The sequence below is a fragment of the Streptomyces sp. NPDC033221 genome (genome assembly GCF_055577005.1).
The window spans coordinates 356,594-374,835 of record NZ_JBVIQN010000001.1 but is presented as its reverse complement, the minus strand read 5'-3'; the positions used below and the strand labels follow the sequence as shown (position 1 = coordinate 374,835).

The following is an 18,242-nucleotide window of genomic DNA, read 5'->3' as shown; positions in this document are numbered from 1 at the left end:
TGTCCCGGAGAGCGAGGGGCCGGGCGGGCGCGTTGCGTCAGGTGCAGTACGGCTGTCGCTCGTACGGGGGAAACGCGACGGGCCCCGGAACCTTGTGGTCCCGGGGCCCGTCGTACGTGACAGCCATAGCCTCGTGCACGGGTCCGTGCGCGCGTACGGACCAGCCCTACGCGCGATCGGAACAGCCGTGCGCGCGGCCGTGACAGCCGTGCGTGCGGCCGATCAGATACCGGCCGCCGCCGACAGATCCGCCTTCACCGCGCCGAGTACCTCGTCGGCCTTGGCGCGCGCCGCGCCCAGCCCCTGGGCGTCCGCGACCGGCACCACGACCTCCAGGTAGCACTTCAGCTTGGGCTCGGTACCGCTGGGCCGGACCACCACCCGGCCGGCCTCCACGCCGTCCTGCTCCGAGCCCGCGAGGTAGTAGCGCAGGCCGTCGGTGGGCGGCAGCGTGTCCGTCCCCCGGGAGAGGTCGTCGGAGGACGACACGGCCAGGCCCGCCAGCGCGGCCGGCGGCTGCTCGCGCAGCCGGCGCATGGCGTCGGCGATCAGCGACAGGTCCTCGACGCGGACCGACAGCTGGTCGGTGGCGTGCAGGCCGAACTCCAGCGCCAGGTCGTCCAGCAGGTCCGGCAGCGTGCGGCCGGACTGCTTCAGCTCGGCCGCCAGCTCGGTGATCAGCAGGGCGGCGGTGATGCCGTCCTTGTCCCGTACGCCCTCGGGGTCGACGCAGTAGCCCAGCGCCTCCTCGTAGGCGTACCGCAGGCCGTCCACCCGGGCCAGCCACTTGAAGCCGGTCAGCGTCTCCTCGTACGGCAGCGAGGCCCCGGCGGCGATCCGCGACATCAGCGAGGACGACACGATCGTGGTGGCGAAGGTGCCGGACGCCTGCTTGCTGACCAGGTGCGCGGCCAGCAGCGCGCCGACCTCGTCACCGCGCAGCATCCGCCAGCCGTCCTGGGTACCGGGGGCCGGTACGGCGACGGCGCAGCGGTCCGCGTCCGGGTCGTTGGCGATGACGATGTCCGGGCCGACGGAGCGGGCGGTCGCGAAGGACAGGTCCATCGCGCCCGGCTCCTCCGGGTTGGGGAAGGCCACGGTCGGGAAGTCCGGGTCCGGCTCGGCCTGCTCGGCGACCACGGTCGGCGCCGGGAAGCCGGCCCGCGCGAAGGCGGCCACCAGCACGTCACGGCCGACGCCGTGCATCGGCGTGTAGACCACCTGAGTGTCGCGCGGCGAGCCCGGCGTGAGCACCGCGTCCGTACGCTCCAGGTACGCCTGCAGCACGTCCTCGCCCAGCACCTCCCAGCCGTCCTCCGGCCGCGGCACGTCGTCCAGCGACGCCACCGCCGCGATCCGCTCCGCGATCAGCCCGTCGGCGGGCGGCACGATCTGCGATCCGTCGCCCAGGTAGACCTTGTAGCCGTTGTCGCGCGGCGGGTTGTGGCTGGCGGTGACCTCGACGCCCGCGACGGCTCCCAGGTGCCGTATGGCGAAGGCGAGCACGGGGGTGGGCAGCGGGCGCGGCAGCACGGCGGCGCGCAGCCCGGCGCCCACCATCACGGCCGCGGTGTCCCGCGCGAAGTCGGCGCTCTTGTAGCGGGCGTCGTATCCGATGACGACCAGGCCGCCCTCTTGCCCCTGGTCCTTCAGGTACGCCGCGAGCCCGGCGGCCGCCCGGATGACGACGGCGCGGTTCATCCGCATCGGGCCCGCGCCCAGCTCACCGCGGAGCCCGGCGGTACCGAACTGCAAGGTGCCCGCGAACCGGGCCGCCAGCTCGTCCAGGTCCTCGGCGTCGATCAGCTTGCCCAGCTCTTCGCGGGTTTCGAGGTCGGGGTCCTCGGCCAGCCATGCCTTCGCCCGGCTGATCAGCTCCGCGGAATCGGTTGCCACGTGATGCTCCTGCCTCTGGTTGCGGTGGTGGAGGAAGCGCTCGGCGCGTTAACGCTTACCCACTCCGCGCGATTGTTCGACCGGCGGGCACGCGGACACCGGCCGCGCGCGCCGCGTACGACGTACGGGGCGTTCCGAGAACGCCCCGTACCCCTGCTGCACTGCTGCTACTGCACTGCCGCGCCGCTCAGAGCTTGCCGAGCACCTGGGCCAGCAGGCTGCCCATCCGGGTCGCGGAGTCGCGGCCGGCCTGCAGGACCTCTTCGTGGTTCAGCGGCTCACCGGTCATGCCCGCGGCGAGGTTCGTCACCAGCGACAGTCCGAGCACCTCGGCGCCGGCCTCGCGGGCGGCGATGGCCTCCAGGACGGTGGACATGCCGACCAGGTCCGCGCCCAGGGTGCGGAGCATCTTGATCTCGGCCGGGGTCTCGTAGTGCGGGCCGGGGAGCTGGGCGTACACGCCCTCCTCCAGCGTCGCGTCGACCTCCTTGCACAGCGCGCGCAGCCGCTGCGAGTACAGGTCGGTCAGGTCGACGAAGCGGGCGCCGACGATGGGGGAGGTGGCGGTCATGTTGAGGTGGTCGCTGATGAGGACCGGCTGGCCGGGGCTCATGCCGTCGCGCAGACCGCCGCACCCGTTGGTGAGCACCACGGTCTTGCAGCCGGCGGCGACGGCGGTCCGCACACCGTGGACGACGGGGGCCACGCCGCGGCCCTCGTAGTAGTGCGTACGGCCCAGGAAGACCAGGGCCCGCTTCTCGCCCAGCTTGTACGAGCGGACCTTGCCGCCGTGGCCCTCGACGGCGGGCGCCGGGAAGCCGGGCAGTTCGGTGACCGGGAATTCGTGCTCGGGGGCGCCCAGGGCCTCGGCGGCCGGAGCCCAGCCGGAGCCCATCACCAGGGCGACGTCGTGGGTCTCGGCGCCGGTCAGCTCGCGCAGGCGGGCAGCGGCGTCGGCGGCGGCGCCCTGCGGGTCGCGCGCGATGTCCGGGGTAACAGATGCGTTCACGCGGACGAGGGTAGCCGGTAAATGCCTACGCGCGTAGATGTCCTCGCCGACGGCATCGCGCCGATCTGTTCGTAGCTCCCTACGAATGGTTCATGGGCATGACAAGCAGGTGTCCACGGGCGGCACCGGATTCCGGCCGGGCCCCCAGGGCGGGCGCGGCACCTGCCACGCCCCGTCCAGTCCGGCGCGGACGCTCGCCCCGCCCCTTCAGCAAGGACGTTTGCGCAGCTCCATCACATAATCGTGCGGCGCCCCCGCCGACTCCGCCGCGTCGGCGATCTCCCCGAGGTAGCGGGCGGCGGGCAGGCCCCCCTCGTACCCGTTGAGGACGTACAGCCAGGCGGCCTCGTCACCGTCGAGCGTGTGCACCCGCACCCGCATCCGGCGGTAGATGTCCATGCCCACGCCCTCCCAGCGGTCCATGGACTCCTCGTCCATCGGCGCGATGTCGTAGAGGGCGACGAAGACCTGTGAGCGGGGGGCCTCGACGATCGTCGGGAGCGCTCCCTCCCAGCCCATCTGTTCCCCGCCGAACGTGAGCCGCCAGCCGTTGAGCCAGCCGGTGCCGCGCAGCGGCGAGTGCGGAGCGCGGCGGGTCATCAGCCGCGCGTCGAGGTTGCCGGCGTACGCGGCGTAGAGCGACATGGTTCCGAGGGTACGGGAGGTCAGGGGGTGGGCTCGTGGTACGTGAGGTTCGAACGGCGGCCCCCGGGGGGTAACCCGGCGCGGGCGTGCGGGAGAATGGAGGACGTGACTCGGATCGTGATCATCGGTGGCGGACCCGGCGGATACGAGGCGGCCCTGGTGGGCGCCTCTCTCGGCGCGGAGGTGACCGTCGTCGACTGCGACGGACTGGGCGGGGCGTCGGTGCTGACCGACTGCGTCCCGTCCAAGACCCTCATCGCGACGGCCGAGGTGATGACCACCTTCGACTCGTCGTACGACGAGCTGGGCATCATCGTCGAGGACGACACCCCGCCGGTCGACCGCCCCGCGCGCGTCGTCGGGGTGGACCTCGGCAAGGTCAACCGCCGGGTGAAGCGCCTCGCGCTCGCCCAGTCGCATGACATCACCGCCTCCGTCACCCGCGCGGGTGGCCGGGTGATGCGCGGCCGCGGCCGCCTGGAGCCCGGGCAGTCGCCGGACGGCTCGCGTACGGTCACGGTCACCGCGGCGGACGGCACGGAAGAGACGCTGACCGCGGACGCCGTACTGATCGCGACCGGCGCGCACCCGCGCGAGATCCCGGACGCGCTGCCGGACGGCGAGCGCATCCTGAACTGGACGCAGGTCTACGACCTGGACGAGCTGCCGGAAGAGCTGATCGTGGTCGGCTCCGGCGTCACCGGCGCCGAATTCGCCGGCGCCTACCAGGCGCTCGGTTCCCGCGTCACCCTCGTCTCCTCCCGCGACCGCGTGCTCCCGGGCGAGGACCCGGACGCCGCCGCCGTCCTGGAGGACGTCTTCCGCCGCCGCGGCATGAACGTCATGGCGCGCTCGCGTGCCGCCTCCGCCAAGAGGGTGGGCGACCGCGTCGAGGTCACCCTGTCGGACGGTCGTACGATCACCGGTTCGCACTGTCTGATGGCGGTGGGCTCCATCCCGAACACCGCGGGCATAGGGCTCGAAGAGGCCGGCGTACGGCTGCAGGAGTCCGGCCACATCTGGACGGACAAGGTCTCGCGCACCTCGGCCCCGGGCGTCTACGCGGCGGGCGACTGCACCGGCGTCTTCGCGCTGGCCTCGGTCGCCGCGATGCAGGGCCGGATCGCGATGTACCACTTCCTCGGTGACGCGGTCACGCCGCTGAACCTGAAGACCGTCTCCGCGAACGTCTTCACCGACCCGGAGATCGCCACCGTCGGATACAGCCAGGCGGACGTCGACGCGGGCCGGATAGACGCCCGGGCCGTCAAGCTGCCGCTGCTGCGCAACCCGCGCGCGAAGATGCAGGGCATCCGGGACGGTTTCGTGAAGCTGTTCTGCCGTCCCGGTACGGGCATCGTGGTGGGCGGCGTGGTCGTGTCGCCGCGCGCCAGTGAGCTGATCCACCCGATCTCGATCGCGGTGGACAACAACCTCACGGTGGAGCAGATCGCCAGCGCGTTCACGGTCTACCCGTCGCTGTCCGGCTCGATCGCCGAGGTCGCGCGGCAGCTGCACACGCGCAAGATGTCCAGCGAATAGACCGCGGCCAGCCGGATGAACGGTTCGCCCGGATCCGGCGCGGCGCCCCGTGGGACGGGGTGCGCCCGCCCGGCCGGCGGACCGTTTCCGTGCCGCCTTCCGTGCCGTTCCGCGACGGGAGGCGCGCGGCGGGGCCGGTTCGTGGCACTCTGGTGCCGCTGAGTGACCGGCCAGCGGCATATACCACGTGCGAGGGTCCGGAACGAACAACTTCCGTTAATTGGTGCAACCTGCTGAAAGCAGACGGTCGTTGGCGTTACTGTCAGTTTCGTGTTCGCTGCAGAACGTCGCCAATTGATCCTCGAAATGGTGCGCGCGAACGGAGCCGTGTCGCTCCGTGAGCTCGCCCGCGTCGTCCAGACCTCCGAAGTAACCGTACGGCGGGACGTGCGGGCGCTGGAGGCAGAAGGACTCCTCGACCGCCGGCACGGCGGTGCGGTCTTGCCGGGCGGTTTCGCCCGGGAGTCCGGCTTCCCACAGAAATCCCATCTAGCGACCGCGGAGAAGACGGCCATCGCCGATCTCGCCGCCGGCTTCGTCGAAGAAGGCGAGGCCATCGTGGTCGGCGCCGGTACCACCACGCAGGAGCTGGCCCGCCGGCTCGCTCGGGTGCCCGGTCTGACCGTGGTCACCAACTCCCTCCTGGTCGCCCAGGCGTTGGCCCACGCCAACCGTGTCGAAGTCGTGATGACCGGCGGCACCCTGCGCGGGTCGAACTACGCACTGGTCGGCAGCGGGGCCGAACAGTCGCTCCAGGGGCTGCGGGTCTCCCGCGCCTTCCTCTCGGGCAGCGGCCTGACCGCCGAGCGCGGCCTGTCCACGTCCAACATGCTCTCCGCGAGCGTGGACCGGGCGCTGGTGCAGGCGGCGGCGGAGGTCGTGGTCCTCGCCGACCACACCAAGCTCGGTACGGACACCATGTTCCAGACGGTGCCCACCGACGTGATCACCCGGCTGGTGACCGACGAACCGCCGGGCCACGACGACCGGGCCGCGACCGAACTGCAGGCCCTGGCCGACCAGGGTGTCCAGATCGCGGTGGCCGGCGGCCCCGGGGCAGGAGCCGTCCAGCAGACGCCGGAGGCGGTGGCGGCCGACCGCCGCGGTCCACGCCGGGACGTGCCGCTGCCCGGCCAGCGGCGCAACCTGGCACCGGGCGGCGGTGGTTCCGGCCCCCAGCTGCGAACGGCCGCTCCACTCGCGGAGCCACCGGGCAGCCGGGTCGCCGACCTGGCACCACGCCGCCGCTGACGGGGTGCCGGCGCGCGTACGGCCGCGCCGGCACCGTACGGTGAACGGCCGGGCGGACGGCACCCCCGGCCGTTGCTCACCCCTGCCCGGCGCGCAGTCCGGTCAGGGTCAGTGTGAGCAGCCGGTCCGCCAGCTGCGGGTCGTCCGGTGACTCCTCCACGGCCAGGGAGATGCCGTTGGTCAGCTGCATCAGATCGCTGATGCTCACATCGGACCGTACGGCGCCGGCTTTCTGCGCGCGGCTGAGCAGTTCGCCGCCTGCCTCGCGCATCGGGACGCTGCACCGGGACAGTCCGGAGCTGGCGTCGCCGGGCGCGGCCATCAGCGCCCGCGACAGCCCGCGGTAGGTGCTGGCGTGCGTGATGATCGCCCGCAGCCACTCCACGAGCGCCGCGCACGGCTGCGGCGCGTCGCTCAGCTCCCGGGCGTGCGCCAGCAGCGCGTCCACCTCGCCCTGGAACACGGCGCCCATCAGGGCCGTCCGGTTGGGAAAGTGCCGGTAGAGCGTGCCGATCCCCACGCCCGCGCGCCGTGCGATGTCCTCCAGCGAGGTGTCGGTCCCGTGGTCCGTGAAGGCCGTACGGGCCACTGCCAGCAGCCGCTCGTAGTTGCGGCGCGCGTCGGCACGCATGGGTCGTACGGATTCCTGCCCTGCCGTCTCGGTCACCATCGCCGTCCTCGCCGTCCTCCCTGAGCGCGGCCCTCCAGCGGACCGGTGTCCCCAGGATGCCACTGCCCCCACCGCACAAGCCTTCGGACCGGTGCGGTGTCCCCGCTGTCCGGGCGCCGTCCGGCGTGCGGGGTGGACGGCAGACGGCCCGCAGGTGACGGCGAGGGAAGGCGGTGCGGTCGCCTTGGGGAACAAGTCCGCAAGGTGGCAACGCGACGCGGCCAGGAGGCATCAAACCTGGCGCAATGGGGTCTTCAGAGACCGTCCGAACGCGTTGCGGGAACACCTGGGGAATCAATGGAACTGACCAGCCGGTCGCTGCTGTACACCATGATCGTGGTCGCCGTGGTGTGTGTGGGACTCACGCTCTGGCAGTGGCCTCGCTTTGCCAAGCGCGGCCCGCTGGCCTGGCTGGGCCGGATAGGTTCCATCCTCGCCACGCAGCTGTCCATCGTCGCCGCACTCGGCCTCGTCGTGAACGCCAACTTCCAGTTCTACGGTTCCTGGCACGAACTGCTCGGCCTGTACGACGACGCCCCGGGCGCCGTCGCCAAGTGGGGCGACGGGGGAGCGGGCCCGGCCGGCGACCCGTCGAAGGGACTGGTGCAGCCCGCCGGCGCCGAGGGCCTGGACAAGGTGCACGGCCTGCCGAAGGGGGCGCCCGACAAGGTGGGCCGGGTGGAGTCCGTACGGATCGTCGGCAAGACCACCAAGGCCGTGGACCCCGCGTACGTCTACCTGCCGCCGCAGTACTTCCAGAAGCAGTACGAGCGCCAGCGCTTCCCCGTCGTCGTCGCCATCAGCGGCTACCCCGGCGGCCACTTCCTGCTGGGACAGCACCTGCGGGTGCCGCAGACCGCCGGCGACCTGATGGGCAAGGGGAAGATGCAGCCCACCGTCATCGTCATGCTGCGGCCTACCATCGCGCCGCCGCGCGACACCCAGTGTGTGGACGTGCCGGGCGGGCCGCAGGCGGAGACGTTCTTCGCGAGCGACCTGCCCACCGCGCTGAAGGAGCACTACCGGGTCGGGCACAACCCGAGCGGCTGGGGCGTGCTCGGCTACTCGTCCGGCGGCAGCTGCGCCCTCCAGCTGGCCATGCGGCACCCTCGTACGTACACCTCGGCGGCGGCCCTCTCGCCCGACTACAAGGTCACCAGCGACCCCACCACCGGCAACCTCTTCGGCGACGACAAGGACCGCGCCAAGCGCAAGCGGGAGCACGACCTGATGTGGCGGCTGGCGCACCTGCCCGCACCGCAGGTCTCGGTGCTGATCGGCACCAGCCGGGAGGGCGAGAAGAACTACCCGGCGGCGAAGGAGTTCCTGAACGCGGTCAAGCCGCCGATGAAGGCCGAATCGATCATCCTGGACCAGGGCAGCCACAACTTCGCGACCTGGCGGCGTGAACTGCCCGCCGCGCTCCAGTGGATGAGCCGGCAGCTGACGTTCCCGGAGGACGTGGTCGGCAACTCCTGACGCCCGGCCGGCCGGACCGGGGCTCCCGCCCCGCCGTCCACAGGCCAGGCCGGACCGAAGGGGCTACGGCCCGCCCCCCGCACGCCCGGCCGGACCGGAGGCTACCGCCCACCGTCCGCCGCGCCCTAGCGGGCCAGCAGCTCCCGCAGCGGCCCCGCCAGGGCGGGGGACGCGCGCAGCAGGCGGCGCAGCCGCGCCCGCCAGCCGGCCTCCACGTCGGCGGCCGCCGCGAGGTCGCCCTCCAGCCGGGCGGCCAGAAACTCCTCCCGGGAGTCCTCCAGTTCGTCGGTGAGCGCCTCGCGGTCGGCGCCGCCGGGGCTGAACCTGGTCAGCAGGCCGGTCAGTTCGTCCCGCGACCGGTGCCACCGGTCCGTACCCGACCGGGCGAACAGCTGCCGGGCGGCGGTCGCCACGAGGGCCGCGAGGTGCGCATCCATGCATCCCATGAAAAGCGCGGGGGCCCGCGGCACTCAAGTGCCGCGGGCCCCCGCGCGAACGGCCGGGACGATCCGTACGGCCGTCCCGTGCCGTTGTCAGCCTGTCAACCTGCCAGCCTGTCAGTCCTTGATCTCGCAGATCACCGCGCCGGACGAGAGCGAGGCGCCGACCTCGGCGGTCAGGCCCTTGACCGTGCCGGAGCGGTGCGCGTTCAGCGGCTGCTCCATCTTCATCGCCTCCAGGACGACGACCAGGTCACCCTCGGCGACCTCCTGGCCCTCCTCGACGGCGACCTTGACGATGGTGCCCTGCATCGGTGAGGCGAGGGTGTCGCCGGAGGCCGCGGAGCCGGACTTCTTGGCCGCCTTGCGCTTGGGCTTGGCGCCCCCGGCGACCGCGGCGCGGGCCAGCGGCATCCCCAGCGAGGACGGCAGCGAGACCTCCAGGCGCTTGCCGCCGACCTCGACGACGACCGTCTCGCGGGTGTCCGCCTCGGCCTCGTCCGTGCCGGCCGCGGCGAACGGCTTGATCTCGTTGACGAACTCGGTCTCGATCCAGCGGGTGTGGACCTTGAAGGGCTCGGTCGAGCCGGTCAGCTCGGGCGCGAACGCCGGGTCCTTGACGACCGTCCGGTGGAAGGGGATGGCGGTGGCCATGCCCTCGACGGTGAACTCGTTCAGCGCGCGGGCGGCGCGCTGCAGCGCCTGCTCACGGGTGGCGCCGGTGACGATCAGCTTGGCCAGCAGCGAGTCCCAGGCCGGGCCGATGACCGAGCCGGACTCCACACCGGCGTCCAGGCGCACGCCCGGACCGGCCGGCGCCTCGAACGTGGTGACCGTGCCGGGCGCGGGCAGGAAGTTGCGGCCCGGGTCCTCGCCGTTGATACGGAACTCGAAGGAGTGGCCGCGCACCGCCGGGTCGTCGTAACCCAGTTCCTCGCCGTCGGCGATGCGGAACATCTCGCGGACCAGGTCCAGGCCGGTGACCTCCTCGGTGACCGGGTGTTCCACCTGCAGACGGGTGTTGACCTCCAGGAAGGAGATCGTGCCGTCCTGGCCGACCAGGAACTCGCAGGTGCCCGCGCCCTCGTAACCGGCCTCCTTGAGGATGGCCTTGGACGCGCGGTACAGCTCCGCGTTCTGCTCCTCGCTCAGGAACGGCGCGGGCGCCTCCTCGACGAGCTTCTGGTGGCGGCGCTGCAGCGAGCAGTCACGCGTGGAGACGACGACCACGTTGCCGTGCTTGTCGGCCAGGCACTGGGTCTCCACGTGCCGCGGGCGGTCGAGGTAACGCTCGACGAAGCACTCGCCGCGCCCGAAGGCCGCCACGGCCTCACGGACGGCGGAGTCGTACAGCTCCGGGACCTCTTCCAGGGTGCGGGCCACCTTCAGGCCGCGCCCGCCGCCGCCGAAGGCCGCCTTGATGGCGATCGGCAGGCCGTGCTCCTCGGCGAAGGCCACGACCTCCTCGGCACCGGAGACCGGGTCGGGGGTGCCGGCGACCAGCGGGGCGCCCGCGCGCTGCGCGATGTGCCGGGCCGCCACCTTGTCGCCCAGGTCGCGGATGGCCTGCGGGGGCGGGCCGATCCAGGTCAGCCCGGCGTCCAGGACGGCCTGCGCGAACTCGGCGTTCTCGGACAGGAAGCCGTACCCGGGGTGGATGGCGTCGGCACCCGAATCGGCGGCGGCCGCCAGTACCTTGGCGATGTCCAGGTAGCTGGTGGCAGGAGTGTCACCGCCCAGCGCGTAGGCCTCGTCTGCCGCGCGGACGTGCAGGGCGTCCCGGTCAGGGTCGGCGTAGACGGCTACGCTCCCGATTCCGGCATCCCGGCACGCCCGGGCAACGCGGACAGCGATTTCGCCTCGGTTGGCGATGAGCACCTTGCGCACGGTCGGTTCCTCCTTGGCGCTTCGCCGCAACAAATTAGGACGTCGCGAGTTTAGGGACTGGCGACACCACGTGCCGACCCGTTCCCGGTAGTGAGCTTGCCCACACGGAGCGTCTGCCCGGTGCGGTCACGGGACCGAAGTCCCCCGGTATCCCAGGGTAGGCCCGTATTCCCGGGGCGGTGGGGCGATCAAGATGTGGGCAAGGTCTCGCTTCCCGTCCGTTCACCCGAACCCCGTTTCTTTGTGGAGTCCCTACGAATGGGCGAAGGAATCTTTGCCCGTGCCTCCACCCGGCCACCCTGCTTCCGGCCGGCCTCCACCCGGACCCCACTCCGCCCCCACCCCGACTCCACTTCTTGACTTCCCGCCCTCCCGCTCCGGGCTCCGCTTTCCGGCTCATACCCGGCTCCGGGCTCTTGTAGAGCGGGGGGTACTCAGGAGTAGCGTGCCCAATGTTCTTTCGTACTCGCGGTAACAGGGCGACGGGGAAGCAGGTGGACGGGGTGGCGGCACGCAGACCGGTGGCGTGGGTGGCGGCGGTGGTGCTGGTACTGGAAGCGCTCGGCATCCTCTTCCTGAACTGGGTGCTGAGCATCGTCGTGGACAAGCAGCAGATGTCCATGGCGGGCGTCGACCCCGGCGCGATGTCCACCGGCGCCTGGATACTCGGCGCCGTCTTCGCCCTCTACCTGGTGTGCTGCGCCGTCCTCCTGGCCCGCACCGGCCTGCGCGACCGCCCGCCGGGGACGTTCGGCCGCATCGTGCTCATCACCTGCGCGGTGGTGCACGCCGTCCTGGGCGCCTTCGCGGTGGGCCTGGTCGGCTGGGCGGCGTTCGCGCTGCTGATGGCCGTCCTCGCGCTGCTGGTGCTGACGCTGACGGCATACGGCACGGCATACGGAGCCGACGCCGACCGCGCCGGGCGGGAGAACCCGGCTACCGCTCCGCCGCGCCCCACGACCTGACGGACACTTCGTCCCCCACCGACAGCTTGCCCGGCCGCAGCACGGCGAACTTCGCCCCGAACACGACGCCGCCCGCGGCCGCACGCCGGTACCCGGCCAGCGTCCGCAGCGGCTCCGGCCCGGTCCGCGTGCCGGACTCCTGCTCGATGGTGGTGACGGCGCACCGCACGGCGAGCTTGGCGTACCCCAACTCGGTGTCCCCGGCGGCGATCAGGCGCGCCCGGTCCTCGGTGTGCGGCTCGTCCCAGCCGTCGACCACGATGTTGGGCCGGAACCGGTCCATCGGAAGCGCCGCCGCGCCCTGCTCCGCCAGCCGCTCGTGCAGCAGCTCCAGCGAGGACCGGGACAGCACGTGCAGCGCGCAACTGTCGGCGTACCCGGAGGTCCCCGGGGTCAGGCCGTCCGTCACCCGGTCGTGCTCCGGCGGCACCCGTACGAGCCTGCTCGGCACCCCCAGCACCTCCGTCAGCCACTCGCCGACGGCGTCGCCCTGATCGATCCCCCGATAACCCACCTTGAACAGCTCCACGTCCCGGCGGGCGGACGAGGTGTCCACGTCCAGCCCCAGCTCCCCGGCACCCGGCGCACGCAGCGTCAGCCGGGCACCGTCAGGACTGATCTCCGGACGGATCAGCGCCATCCCCGGGTCACGCCGCTGACTGCGAAAGACACCATCCACCCCAGTGATCATGAAACTACGGTCATAAGCGATCCCGGCCCCCGTCACCTCCGCCGCGCGCACCGACACCCCGGCGCACCCTTTGACCGGGTAGTACGTCAGCTCGGCCACTGTGGCTTTACCGGTCATGGTGTTCCCCCTGTTCCTCGCGAGCCACCAAGGCCACTTGTGGCCCGAGCGCCTCACGACACCCGTACGCCCCGTGCTCCCCGCACGGCGACGGCACCAACGTAGCGCCGCACCTCCCCGGCCCGGCAGCACCGCACAGGCACATCAGCACCGTGGTCGGCGCCCCTCAGCCCAGCGTCGCCACCTCGCGCCGCAGTGCCTCGGCCAGGGGGGCGCGCAGGCGGGCGAAGTCTGCCAGGGGGAGGGCGGCCGAGACGGCGGTCAGGGTGGGTGGGGTGTCGGGGCCGCCGAGGCGTACCGGTACGGGTACGGCGACGCAGGCCATGCCGGACGCGGCCTCCTCGCGCTCCACGGCGATGCCGTTCCTGCGGACCCGGCGCAGTTCGCGCTCCAGCCGTTCCGGGGCGGTGATGGTGCGTGCGGTCCGGGGGTGCAGGCCGCGGGCGGTCAGGTACTGGCGCCGGCTCGCGGCGGGGAGGGAGGCCAGCAGGGCGCGGCCGTGCGCCGTGGCGTGCGCGGCGGGGTCCTGGCCGACCGAGAAGGCGGAGTCCTGGCCGGCGGCACCGTCCAGTACGGCGATCTCGCCGTCCCGGTACGTGCTGAAAAAGACGTCGGCACCGGACGACCGGCGCAGACGCAGCAGCACCTCGTGCACCCGCTCGTCGACCCGCAACTGCCGCTGGAAGGCCTGGTGCAGGGCGGGCACGCGGTAGCCGAGGGTGTATCCGGCGGCCGTACGGGCCAGGTGGCCGCGTCCGGTCAGTGAGCCGAGCAGGTCGTAGACCGTGGAGAGGCCGCAGTCGAGCTGCCGGGCCAGTGCCTTCGCCGTCACCGGCCCGTCCGCCGCGGCGACCGCGTCGAGCAGGTCCAGGGCACGGTCGACGGACTGCGGCATGGCGGTCTCCTTCCGGGGCAGGGCGCGGGGCGTGGCGGCACGCGGGCGGGCGGCGCGCGCGTACGGCCTTCCAGCCTCGCACAGCTCCGCCGGATCTCCGGAAGTACGCTGGGGAACCCTCGGCAATCCGCGGCCGGGAATTGCCCGCGCGAGAATCGGGAAAGCGGGACGTGCGGAAGAGGCACGGCGACGGAGTGAAGAAACAGGGATGCAGGGAAGTACGGGTTCCGTGGCGAAGGGTCCGCGGCCCGCGGTATCGAAGGTGGAAACGATGGACCGGCGGGCCGAACTACGGGAATTCCTCCGATCGCGGCGGGCCCGGGTGCGCCCCGAGGCCGCGGGCATCGCACCGGGCACCGGATTCAGCGGCCGCCGCCGGGTGCCGGGCCTGCGCCGCGAGGAACTGGCCCAGCTCTCCGGGGTCAGCGTCGATTACTACGTACGCCTGGAGCAGGGCCGCGGCGGCCTCGCCTCGGCCGAGGTGCTGGACGCCATCGCGCACGCCCTGCGGCTCGACGCGCACGAGCGGGCGCACCTGTATGCCCTGGTGCGTGGCGAGGAGGGCCGCCACGACGACGCCCGGCAGCCGGCCGCCGGGCAGGGCCAGGAGGTGCGGCCCGGTGTGCTGCGGCTCCTGGAGACGTTCGCGTACGCGCCCGCCTACGTGGTCGGCCGCCGCCAGGAGGTGCTGGCCTGGAACAAGCTGGCCCGCATCCTGATCGCCGACTTCCCCGCCCTGCCGCCCGAGGAGCGCAACCTCGCCCGCCTCACCTTCCTCGACCGGTCCGCCCGCCGGCGCTACGTCCACTGGCAGCAGAAGGCCGACGACACGGTGGCCTTCCTGCGGCTGGACACCGGCCGGCACCCGGACGACCCGAAGCTGGCCGCGCTGATCGCCGAACTCACCGAGCACAGCGAGGACTTCCGCCGCCTGTGGTCCGACCACAACGTCCGCGACAAGACGTACGGCAGCAAGCCGCTGCACCACCCGCGGGCCGGCTCCCTGGACCTGTCCTTCGAGACGCTGCGGCTGCCGGACGAGCCGGACCAGGCCGTGGTGGTCTACCTGGCCGAGCCGGGCTCGGCGGCGGACCGGGAACTGCGCCGGCTGGCGGCCGAAGGCTGACCACGGGACCAAAGTCCCGGATTGCCGGGTGGTAGCGGCATTACCAGGAATGCGGTTCCTGGTGGAAAAGGGGCCTGGGCGGGCACCGAATTCTCGTGCACCGTGACGGTGGTCACCGCGTGCGAATTCCCGGAATGCGCGGCGGGCGGTCGCCGTTCAGTCAGAACGGTCACCTCACCGGGGATCACGGAACCAAGCTCACCAGGAGTTGTTGAATGCAGTGCTTCGACTGTGCGGAACTCGGCACCGAGACCGCCGCACTGGCCGTCTGTGCGGACTGCGGTGCGGCGGCATGCGGCACGCACGCCGCCGCCGTGCCGCGTACGGTCCACCGTACGGCGGGCCTGGGCCGCAGCACCGCCCACTCGGCGGGCCGCCGCCTGCTGTGCGTGCACTGCCGGCACGCCGCGACGGCAGCGGCGTGATGCCGGCCGGCCGCGGCGGCCGGAGCGCGACGGCGGCGGTGTGACACCGGGCGGCCGCGGCGGTCAGGGCGCCGCGAGCCGCACGATCTCGCGCGGCCGCGCCTCCCGCTCGTCGTAGACGAGGTCGGGTCCGGCCGCCGCCTGTACGGCGGCGAGCGACGCGGCCGACGCCTCCTCGGACTCCCACTGCACGATCGAGACCACCGCGCCGCCGTCCGCGGTCAGCCAGCAGTCCGCCGACAGACACCCCGGCGTCCGCCGGAACTCCGCGGCGACACGGTGCACGCGGGCGACGAACTCCTCGCGGTGCGCGGCGTGCGGGTAGTGGTGTGCCACTATGCCGATCTTCATGACGCTCTCCTTCACGTGTCCTGTCGGAGGTGAGTGGTGCGGTCCGTATCCGTGCGGTCTCCGGGGCCGTACGGCAGCCCGAGCGCACCGGCGGCGGCGCCGGCCACCAGCGACTCGTCGTACGGCGCCTGGCCGGACAGGGCGATCGACGTGCCCTCGATCGCGCCGACGAAGGCGAGCGCGAGGGTCCGGGCCGGCGGGCCGTCCGGCAGTGATCCCGCCTCGCGTGCGGCGGTGACGAGGCCGGTGCAGCGCTCGACGAGCACCCGGTAGCCCTTCTCGACCTCGCGTCCCACCGGATGGTCCTGGCCCGCGAACTCCAGCCGCAGTGCCAACGCCACGCGGGCGATGTCGCGCCGGCAGTACACGGCGTGCCCGCGCGCCAGGGTGAGCAGCGCCGCGACCGGGTCGCGCTCCTGCTCGACGTGCCGGCCGACCTCCTGCCACCAGGTCTCCAGGACCCACTCGGTCACCGCCAGGGCCAGCTCCTGCTTGCCCGTGAACTGGTGGTAGAGCGCGCCGCGGGTGTACCCGGCGTCCTTGGCGACCTGTTCGAGGCGGAGGTTGCCGTAGCCGTAGCGGGACAGGCCCCGGGCGGCCGATTCGAGGAGCGCGGCGCGGGTACGGGCCCTGCGGTCGGCCTGAGTGGGGCGGGGTGGTTTTCCGGTCGCACCCGCCTCGCTCTTACGTACATCCATGTATGTATGTTACTTCCGGCTGCCTTACGGCGGCAATGGCGGTCGGCGGTCAGTCGCCGGTTGCCGGGCGGCCGTCATCCGAGTCCGCTCCACATGCGCCCCACGCTCCCCGAGGGCACCATGCGAAGTGCCTGTGGCGCTCCCGGACGGACGGATACGGATACGGATATGAGCACGAGCACCCGCACGGAGGGTACGGCCGCCGACGGCACCGACCGCACTGACGGCACCGATGCCGCCCCCGCCCCCGCGCTCCGCGCGCTCGCCGTCGAGCTGCTGGACACCTGGGCCCGCTGCCAGGTTTCCGGAGGGCAGGCCGGGACCGCGCCCTGCGACCCGGGCGTGCCCGCGCTGGCCGCCCTGGTGGCCGGTACCGGGACGCCCGCCGAGGCCGCCGCCGCGAGCCATGTGGTGACCGTGTGGGCGCGGGGCATCGGGCGCGGCCGGCGTCACTCCGGCCTGTACGGCGGCGGTCTGGCGGGCACCCTCGCCGGGCTGCGCCTGGGTGCCCGCCTCCGCCCTCAACTGCACCACGTCGCGGACCGGTTGCGCGACCACCTGCTGAGCGTCGCGGAGGCGCGGCCGTGGCGGCGGGAGGGTGCCCGGTTCCCCGATCGGGATCTGATCGTCGGGCCGTCCGGCACGCTCCTTTCCCTGTGCGTGGGTGCCATCCCGGAGAGGGGTCAACTAGCGCCGCATGTCGACCACTTGACGGACCTCTGTATGGGGGATGGGCTGCCGCGGCTGCGCGCCGACGGGTACGCCGGACACCCGTGTCCGAGCTGGCTGCAAGGACGCGTCGACACCGGTATGGGGCACGGCGTCGCCGGTGTGGTCTCCGCGCTCACCACCGCCGTCCGGCACACCGGATCGAACCGGGCGACACGGCGTGCGCTGCGCAACGCCACGCACTGGCTGGCCCGCCAGTCCTTCGACGATGCCCGGGGCATCCGCAGCTGGGACGGTGCCGGACTCGACGCGCCGCCGCCCGACGGCGCCCGCGCGCGCCAGGCGTGGTGTTACGGCAATCCGGGCGTCACCTGGGCACTGTGGGACGCGGCCGGCGCACTGGACGACAAGGCGGCGGCCGCCTGGGCGGCGGGGGCCTTCACCGGCCTCGCCGAGCGCTACGACGAGGACTTCCACCTCTTCGGGGAGCGCCCGGCGGACCTGCTCGCTTGCTGCCATGGTGCCGCTGGTGTCCTGGCCGTCGCGGACGCGTTCCACCACCACGCCCGGCTGCCCGCCGCGACCGCCCTGCGCGCGCGGATGACCCGCCACCTCTTGGACCGGCTGCCCGGGGTGCGGTCGCTGGGGGAGGAACGCATGGGCCTGCTGGGCGGGGCGACGGGCCCGCTGTGTGCGCTGCTCACCGTGGCCGTACCGGAGGCAGACCGCCTCTGGCAGCCGTGCTTCGGGCTGCGCTGAACGTCCTGGGAGGTGGCCCGCCTGAGAACGGCCGCCTGATCACGCCCAGAGGTCGGTGATCGCGACGTCCAGATCGGCCAGCAGGCGCCGCAGCAGCGGCAGGGACAGGCCGATGACGTTGCCGGGGTCGCCGTCGATGCCGTCGATGAACGGCGCCGACCGGCCGTCGAGCGTGAAGGCGCCCGCCACGTACAGGGGTTCGCCGGAGGCCACGTATGCGGCGATCTCCGCGTCGCTCGGCTCGCCGAAGCGGACGGTGGTGGAGGCGGTGGCCGACACCCGGCGGCCCCCGTCCGCCGTGTCGATCACGCAGTGGCCGGTCTGCAGGACGCCGGAGCGGCCGCGCATCGACTTCCAGCGGGCGGTCGCGTCCTCGGCGTCGGCGGGCTTGCCGAGCGCCCGCTCGTCCAGTTCCAGCACCGAGTCGCAGCCGATGACCAGGGCGCCGGCGGCCTCGGGGCGCGCGGCCACCGCGGCCGCCTTCGCCTCGGCGAGCACCCGGGCCAGTTCGGCGGGGGAGTCCGCGGTGATCGCGTCCTCGTCCACGCCGCTGACGACGACCTCGGGCGCGAGCCCGGCCTGGCGCAGCAGGCCGAGCCGGGCGGGGGACTGGGAGGCGAGGACGAGACGGCGGGCGGCGGCGCCGGGCTGAACGGTCATGACCGCCATCGTACGGAGCGGGGGCGGATACGCAGGGGGCGGGCGCCGTCCGGCACCCGCCCCCTGA

General features: G+C 72.9%; 18 protein-coding genes. 7 read left to right on the top strand and 11 right to left on the bottom strand.

Annotated features, from left to right (window positions below; genetic code table 11):
- Window positions 1-222: 222 nt before the first annotated feature.
- The 3 genes from ACZ53K_RS01665 to ACZ53K_RS01655 all read right to left on the bottom strand — a co-directional run bounded on the left by ACZ53K_RS01665 (window position 223) and on the right by ACZ53K_RS01655 (window position 3,550).
- Window positions 223-1,896 carry a phospho-sugar mutase gene (locus ACZ53K_RS01665; RefSeq protein WP_468830551.1) on the bottom strand — a complete coding sequence of 558 codons (1,674 nt, stop codon included), beginning with the start codon at window positions 1,894-1,896 and terminating at the stop codon, window positions 223-225.
- A 187-nt stretch (window positions 1,897-2,083) separates the two neighbouring features.
- Window positions 2,084-2,905: a purine-nucleoside phosphorylase gene (locus ACZ53K_RS01660; protein WP_468830549.1), complete on the bottom strand. Its 822-nt coding sequence runs from the start codon at window positions 2,903-2,905 to the stop codon at window positions 2,084-2,086.
- A gap of 207 nt (window positions 2,906-3,112) precedes the next feature.
- Window positions 3,113-3,550: a gamma-glutamylcyclotransferase family protein gene (locus ACZ53K_RS01655; protein WP_030017478.1), complete on the bottom strand. Its 438-nt coding sequence runs from the start codon at window positions 3,548-3,550 to the stop codon at window positions 3,113-3,115.
- 96 nt (window positions 3,551-3,646) lie between these two features.
- Here ACZ53K_RS01655 and ACZ53K_RS01650 point away from each other — a divergent pair, with 96 nt between their 5' ends.
- Window positions 3,647-5,092, top strand: coding sequence for an NAD(P)H-quinone dehydrogenase (locus ACZ53K_RS01650; RefSeq protein WP_468830547.1), 1,446 nt, complete (start codon window positions 3,647-3,649; stop codon window positions 5,090-5,092).
- Between the two features lie 270 nt (window positions 5,093-5,362).
- A complete protein-coding gene (locus tag ACZ53K_RS01645) occupies window positions 5,363-6,343 on the top strand; it encodes a DeoR/GlpR family DNA-binding transcription regulator (protein WP_468830545.1) in 981 nt (326 codons plus the stop codon).
- Window positions 6,344-6,419: 76 nt separating this feature from the next.
- Here the strand turns inward: ACZ53K_RS01645 and ACZ53K_RS01640 are convergent, their stop codons facing one another.
- Window positions 6,420-6,974 (bottom strand): TetR/AcrR family transcriptional regulator, encoded by a 555-nt coding sequence (locus ACZ53K_RS01640; RefSeq protein WP_468830543.1) that lies wholly within the window; start codon window positions 6,972-6,974, stop codon window positions 6,420-6,422.
- Between the two features lie 336 nt (window positions 6,975-7,310).
- Between ACZ53K_RS01640 and ACZ53K_RS01635 the strand changes: the two genes are divergently transcribed.
- The gene (locus tag ACZ53K_RS01635; RefSeq protein ID WP_468830541.1) at window positions 7,311-8,492 is read left to right on the top strand and encodes an alpha/beta hydrolase; all 1,182 of its coding nucleotides are present in this window, start codon (window positions 7,311-7,313) and stop codon (window positions 8,490-8,492) included.
- 125 nt (window positions 8,493-8,617) lie between these two features.
- On the opposite strand, the gene ACZ53K_RS01630 is transcribed toward ACZ53K_RS01635, so the two are convergent.
- Both ACZ53K_RS01630 and ACZ53K_RS01625 read right to left on the bottom strand, forming a co-directional pair.
- Complete coding sequence (locus tag ACZ53K_RS01630; RefSeq protein ID WP_468830539.1) at window positions 8,618-8,929, bottom strand: hypothetical protein; 312 nt, start codon at window positions 8,927-8,929, stop codon at window positions 8,618-8,620.
- Between the two features lie 120 nt (window positions 8,930-9,049).
- Window positions 9,050-10,819 carry an acetyl/propionyl/methylcrotonyl-CoA carboxylase subunit alpha gene (locus tag ACZ53K_RS01625; protein ID WP_468830537.1) on the bottom strand — a complete coding sequence of 590 codons (1,770 nt, stop codon included), beginning with the start codon at window positions 10,817-10,819 and terminating at the stop codon, window positions 9,050-9,052.
- A gap of 494 nt (window positions 10,820-11,313) precedes the next feature.
- Between ACZ53K_RS01625 and ACZ53K_RS01620 the strand changes: the two genes are divergently transcribed.
- A complete protein-coding gene (locus ACZ53K_RS01620) occupies window positions 11,314-11,784 on the top strand; it encodes a hypothetical protein (RefSeq protein WP_468830803.1) in 471 nt (156 codons plus the stop codon).
- On the opposite strand, the gene ACZ53K_RS01615 is transcribed toward ACZ53K_RS01620, so the two are convergent.
- Window positions 11,756-12,592, bottom strand: a complete 837-nt coding sequence (locus tag ACZ53K_RS01615) for an MOSC domain-containing protein (RefSeq protein WP_468830535.1) — start codon at window positions 12,590-12,592, stop codon at window positions 11,756-11,758. The genes ACZ53K_RS01620 and ACZ53K_RS01615 overlap by 29 nt on opposite strands.
- Window positions 12,593-12,758: 166 nt before the next feature.
- Window positions 12,759-13,487: an IclR family transcriptional regulator gene (locus tag ACZ53K_RS01610; RefSeq protein ID WP_468830533.1), complete on the bottom strand. Its 729-nt coding sequence runs from the start codon at window positions 13,485-13,487 to the stop codon at window positions 12,759-12,761.
- A gap of 271 nt (window positions 13,488-13,758) precedes the next feature.
- On the opposite strand from ACZ53K_RS01610, the gene ACZ53K_RS01605 reads away from it, so the two are divergent.
- On the top strand, window positions 13,759-14,613 hold the full coding sequence (locus tag ACZ53K_RS01605; RefSeq protein WP_468830531.1) for a helix-turn-helix domain-containing protein: 855 nt from the start codon (window positions 13,759-13,761) through the stop codon (window positions 14,611-14,613).
- Between the two features lie 215 nt (window positions 14,614-14,828).
- Window positions 14,829-15,038, top strand: a complete 210-nt coding sequence (locus ACZ53K_RS01600; protein WP_468830529.1) for a DUF2180 family protein — start codon at window positions 14,829-14,831, stop codon at window positions 15,036-15,038.
- Window positions 15,039-15,101: 63 nt separating this feature from the next.
- Here ACZ53K_RS01600 and ACZ53K_RS01595 read toward each other — a convergent pair whose 3' ends face one another.
- On the bottom strand, window positions 15,102-15,389 hold the full coding sequence (locus ACZ53K_RS01595; RefSeq protein ID WP_468830527.1) for an antibiotic biosynthesis monooxygenase: 288 nt from the start codon (window positions 15,387-15,389) through the stop codon (window positions 15,102-15,104).
- An 11-nt stretch (window positions 15,390-15,400) separates the two neighbouring features.
- The gene (locus ACZ53K_RS01590) at window positions 15,401-16,087 is read right to left on the bottom strand and encodes a TetR/AcrR family transcriptional regulator (RefSeq protein WP_468830525.1); all 687 of its coding nucleotides are present in this window, start codon (window positions 16,085-16,087) and stop codon (window positions 15,401-15,403) included.
- A gap of 168 nt (window positions 16,088-16,255) precedes the next feature.
- On the opposite strand from ACZ53K_RS01590, the gene ACZ53K_RS01585 reads away from it, so the two are divergent.
- The gene (locus ACZ53K_RS01585; RefSeq protein WP_468830523.1) at window positions 16,256-17,515 is read left to right on the top strand and encodes a lanthionine synthetase LanC family protein; all 1,260 of its coding nucleotides are present in this window, start codon (window positions 16,256-16,258) and stop codon (window positions 17,513-17,515) included.
- A 39-nt stretch (window positions 17,516-17,554) separates the two neighbouring features.
- Here the strand turns inward: ACZ53K_RS01585 and ACZ53K_RS01580 are convergent, their stop codons facing one another.
- The gene (locus ACZ53K_RS01580; RefSeq protein WP_468830521.1) at window positions 17,555-18,175 is read right to left on the bottom strand and encodes a Maf family protein; all 621 of its coding nucleotides are present in this window, start codon (window positions 18,173-18,175) and stop codon (window positions 17,555-17,557) included.
- Window positions 18,176-18,242: the final 67 nt, after the last annotated feature.